Origin of the sequence: Oryzihumus sp., assembly GCF_036391795.1 — a bacterium.
GTDB lineage: Bacteria > Actinomycetota > Actinomycetes > Actinomycetales > Dermatophilaceae > Oryzihumus.
In genome coordinates, this window is record NZ_DASVZH010000289.1 from 1 (window position 1) to 4,226 (window position 4,226).

Below are 4,226 nucleotides of genomic sequence, written 5' to 3' on the forward strand. Positions count from 1 at the left end.
GGGCGGTGGTGCCGCCGCTCTCGGCGTGTGGCGAGGGCGTGGCCGGGTCGCACGCGGCGACCAGTCCGAGCAGCAGCAGGGCCGCCAGGGACGTGGCCGACCACGGTCCGGCGGCCCGGCGCCTCCCGGGTGCGCGCGCTCTCATGCACTCCCAACGACGCAGACCTCCGCTGCGCTCCCGGGGACGGGTGTCGCGGCATACCGGCCTGTCGGCGGAGGCGTCTACGGTGTGAGCATGCGGCCCACCACCGACCTCCAGCGCACCGTGGCGCCCTTTCGCGTCGAGTCCGAGTTCCAGCCTGCGGGTGACCAGCCCAAGGCGATCGCGGACCTGGCCCGGCGGATCAACGCCGGCGAGCAGGACGTCGTGCTCCTCGGCGCCACCGGCACCGGCAAGTCCGCCACGACGGCCTGGCTGATCGAGCAGGTCCAGCGGCCCACGCTGGTCATGGCGCCCAACAAGACGCTGGCCGCCCAGCTGGCCAACGAGTTCCGCGAGCTGCTGCCGCACAACGCGGTGGAGTACTTCGTCTCCTACTACGACTACTACCAGCCCGAGGCCTACGTCCCGCAGACGGACACCTACATCGAGAAGGACTCCTCGATCAACGACGAGGTCGAGCGGCTGCGCCACAGTGCGACCAACTCGCTGCTGACCCGCCGGGACGTCATCGTGGTCGCGTCGGTGTCCTGCATCTACGGCCTGGGCACGCCGCAGGAGTACGTCGACCGCATGGCCCGGCTCAAGGTCGGCCAGGAGGTCGAGCGCGACCAGCTGCTGCGCAAGTTCGTCGAGATGCAGTACACCCGCAACGACCTCGCGTTCACCCGCGGCACCTTCCGGGTGCGCGGCGACACGGTCGAGATCATCCCGGTCTACGAGGAGCTCGCGATCCGCATCGAGTTCTTCGGTGACGAGATCGAGCGGATCTACACCCTGCACCCGCTCACCGGCGAGATCGTGCGCGAGGAGCAGGAGATGTACGTCTTCCCGGCCACGCACTACGTCGCCGGTCCCGAGCGCATGGAGCGGGCCATCCGGGGCATCGAGCTCGAGCTCGAGGAGCAGCTCGCGGCCTTCGAGAAGCAGGGCAAGCTGCTGGAGGCCCAGCGGCTGCGCATGCGCACCACCTATGACATCGAGATGATGCGCCAGGTGGGCTCGTGCTCGGGCATCGAGAACTACAGCCTGCACATCGACGGCCGGCCGCGCGGGTCGGCCCCCAACTGCCTGCTGGACTACTTCCCCGAGGACTTCCTGCTCGTCATCGACGAGTCGCACGTGACCGTGCCGCAGATCGGCGCGATGTACGAAGGCGACATGTCCCGCAAGCGCACCCTGGTCGACCACGGGTTCCGGCTGCCCAGCGCGATGGACAACCGGCCGCTGCGCTGGGAGGAGTTCCTCGAGCGGATCGGGCAGACGGTCTACCTCTCGGCGACCCCGGGACAGTACGAGCTGGCCAAGAGCGACGGCGTGGTCGAGCAGATCATCCGTCCCACCGGGCTGGTCGACCCCGAGGTCGTCCTCAAGCCGACCAAGGGCCAGATCGACGACCTGCTGCACGAGATCCGCGAGCGCACCGACAAGGACGAGCGCGTCCTGGTCACCACGCTGACCAAGAAGATGGCCGAGGACCTCACCGACTACCTGCTCGAGAAGGGCGTGCGGGTGCGCTACCTGCACTCCGAGGTCGACACGCTGCGCCGGGTCGAGCTGCTGCGCGAGCTGCGCCTGGGCGAGTTCGACGTGCTCGTGGGCATCAACCTGCTGCGTGAGGGCCTGGACCTGCCCGAGGTCTCCCTGGTGAGCATCCTCGACGCCGACAAGGAGGGCTTCCTGCGCTCGGCCCGCAGCCTGATCCAGACCATCGGCCGCGCGGCCCGCAACGTCTCCGGCCAGGTGCACATGTACGCCGACAAGATGACCCCCTCCATGGAGGAGGCCATCGACGAGACCAACCGCCGGCGCGAGAAGCAGATCGCCTACAACCGCGCGAACGGCGTCGACCCGCAGCCGCTGCGCAAGAGGATCGCCGACATCACCGACATGCTCGAGCGTGAGGACGCCGACACCGAGGCGCTGCTGGGCAGCGGCCGGTCGCAGTCCCGTGGCAAGGGCCGCGGCGGGGCCGGGGGCCGGGGAGCGCTCGCCGCCGACGTGGGGCTCTCCGGCGGCAGCCGGGCAGACCTGCCGGCCGGCGACCTGGCCAACCTCATCCAGGAGCTCACCGCCCAGATGCACCAGGCCGCCAGCGACCTGCACTTCGAGCTGGCCGCCCGGCTCCGTGACGAGATCGGCGACCTCAAGAAGGAGCTGCGGCAGATGACTGCCGCCACCAGGTAGCCCGCGTCGTCGGCCACACACCGGTGGCCGAGGCCGGGCTGCGGGGCAGCACAGGGCGACGGCACGGTGCCGTCGTCGGGGAGGGGAGTGACCATGGCCGTGGGCCTGCAGGTGACGTTCGATGCGAGTGACCCGGCGCGGCTGGGGGCCTTCTGGGCCGAGCTGCTCGGCTACGTGGAGCAGCCGCCCCCGCCGGGCTACGCCACGTGGGAGGAGGCGCTCGACGCCGTCGGGTTCCCCGAGGACCAGCGTGACGGCTTCTACGCCGTGGTCGACCCCGACGGTGCCGGGCCGCGGCTGTTCTTCCAGAAGGTGCCCGAGGCCAAGGTCGCCAAGAACCGCGTCCACCTCGACGTCAACGTCGGCGCGGGGCTGGAGGGGGAGGAGCGCACGGCCAGGGTCAACGCCGAGGCCGACCGGGCCACCGGTCTGGGGGCCACGGTGCAGCTGGTGGCGCAGGAGCGCGGCGAGTTCTGGATCGTCATGCAGGACCCCGACGGCAACGAGTTCTGCCTGCAGTGATGCGCCACGCCGACCTCGTCGCGCACTGCCTGGCCAAGCCCGGGGCCTGGCTGGACGAGCCGTGGGAAGGCGACCTCGTCGCCAAGGTGGCGGACAAGATCTTCGCCTTCCTCGGGTCACCGGCGCCGGACGGCACGGCGGGGGGAGTGGGTCTGAAGTGCGGACGGGACGCCGAGGCGGCGCGGGAGTGGCGCGAACGCTACCCCGGTGAGGTGGGTGTCGCGGCCTACATCGGTCGCTACGGCTGGAACACCTTCACCGTCGGCGGCTCGGTGCCCGACGAGGAGGTGCTCGAGGCGGTCGACGCCTCCTACGACGACGTGGTGTCCCGGCTGCCGCGCAGCCGACGACCCGTGTCCGGCGGCGAGGGGCCGGGCTCGACGGCGCAGGCCTGACCGGGCCAGGGGCCCGGCCCGCCGACGGGGGCGTGCTCGGGACCATCTAGGCTGACCGCTCCGCCTGCCCGATCACCCGGATGGACCCCGCATGACCCGCAATCCCCGCCCGCTGTTCCGTGTCGTCGCCACCGCCGAGGCGGTGTCGTGGCTGGGCCTGCTGGCCGGGATGTTCGTCAAGTGGGTGCTGCACGGCAGCCAGGCGGGGGTCCACGTCTTCGGCCCGGTCCACGGCACCATCTTCCTGCTCTACCTGGTCGCGGTGCTCGTCGCCGGCAGGCGCTTCGCCTGGGACACCCGCACGTGCCTGCTGGCGGTCGTGGCCGCGTTCCCGCCCTTCGCGACCCTGGTCTTCGAGCGCTGGGCCGACCAGCGCGGCCTCCTGGGCGTGCCTGCGGGGGCAGGCACGCGGCATACCGCCTGAGAGCACCGCCCCGGCCGCGGCCCCTGTGGCGATTTGGGGGTAGGGCCGCCTCGGTGGGAGACTGGTCCCGCATTCGGAGGGGAGTATCCCCGCGCGGTGTCCTCGTCATCACGGACCCGGTCTGACGGCCGCGGTCCCGGGGAGCCGGTCCGCTTCGGCGGGTGGGAGAGACCTCCGGCCACGTCATCGTGTCCGGAGGGTTGCCCATGAACGTCCCCACCTGGGTCTGGTTCGCCACGATCGGCGCCACCACCGTGTTCCTCGCCGTCGACGTCTTCGTCATCGGACGGCGCCCCCACGTCCCGTCGATGGCCGAGGCCGGGCGGCACCTGGCCTTCTTCGTCGGGCTCGCCGTCGCGTTCGGCCTGGGCGTGTGGTGGTTCAGCGGTGCCGACTACGCGGCGCAGTACTACGCCGGGTGGCTCACGGAGTACTCCCTCAGCGTCGACAACCTGTTCGTCTTCCTCATCATCATGGCCAGGTTCGGCGTGCCCGAGAAGCTGCAGCAGACCGCGCTACTGGTGGGCATCGTCATCGC

5 protein-coding genes are annotated in these 4,226 nt (G+C 71.0%); all 5 read left to right on the forward strand.

The annotated features are described in order from the left end of the window. Positions 1 to 235 precede the first annotated feature (235 nt). Entirely contained in the window at positions 236 to 2,347 is a 2,112-nt protein-coding gene (gene uvrB, locus VF825_RS17915; RefSeq protein ID WP_331115907.1) for an excinuclease ABC subunit UvrB, read from the forward strand. A gap of 93 nt (positions 2,348 to 2,440) precedes the next feature. Then, the gene (locus VF825_RS17920) at positions 2,441 to 2,869 is read left to right on the forward strand and encodes a VOC family protein (RefSeq protein ID WP_331115909.1); all 429 of its coding nucleotides are present in this window, start codon (positions 2,441 to 2,443) and stop codon (positions 2,867 to 2,869) included. After that, positions 2,869 to 3,264, forward strand: coding sequence for an MmcQ/YjbR family DNA-binding protein (locus tag VF825_RS17925; RefSeq protein WP_331115911.1), 396 nt, complete (start codon positions 2,869 to 2,871; stop codon positions 3,262 to 3,264). Before VF825_RS17920 ends, VF825_RS17925 begins: the two co-directional genes overlap by 1 nt. A 91-nt stretch (positions 3,265 to 3,355) precedes the next feature. Further along, positions 3,356 to 3,688 carry a DUF3817 domain-containing protein gene (locus VF825_RS17930; protein ID WP_331115913.1) on the forward strand — a complete coding sequence of 111 codons (333 nt, stop codon included), beginning with the start codon at positions 3,356 to 3,358 and terminating at the stop codon, positions 3,686 to 3,688. Between the two features lie 206 nt (positions 3,689 to 3,894). Beyond that, on the forward strand, positions 3,895 to 4,226 hold a 332-nt coding region (locus tag VF825_RS17935), incomplete at its 3' end, for a TerC family protein (RefSeq protein WP_414695892.1).